The 219-nt window shown below is 63.0% G+C and carries 1 protein-coding gene; it reads left to right on the top strand.

Annotated features, from left to right (window positions below):
• Positions 1 to 19: 19 nt before the first annotated feature.
• Positions 20 to 219: hypothetical protein (locus A3709_RS19485; protein WP_156507864.1), on the top strand; the 200-nt coding region annotated here is incomplete at its 3' end.

Raw genomic sequence — 219 nt, forward strand, 5'->3', positions numbered from 1 at the left:
GGCGGACATGGAGGTTAGTTTGCAGCCGCTTGCCGATGGCCTGGTGGCGGTGATCGGTAGCGGGCAGATTGATGTCTGGAACATCGAAGAGGCCCGGCGCCTGGCCAGACGTGAGCTGGGCTATGGCGTGCGCCTCAGTGCTGTTGTGGGGGGCAAGGAACTCCTGCTGGTGAGCCTGGACTCCGATTTTCACTACCTGGCGCTGCCAGGGCTGGAAAG

The organism is Halioglobus sp. HI00S01, assembly GCF_001635445.1.
Taxonomy (GTDB): domain Bacteria; phylum Pseudomonadota; class Gammaproteobacteria; order Pseudomonadales; family Halieaceae; genus Halioglobus; species Halioglobus japonicus.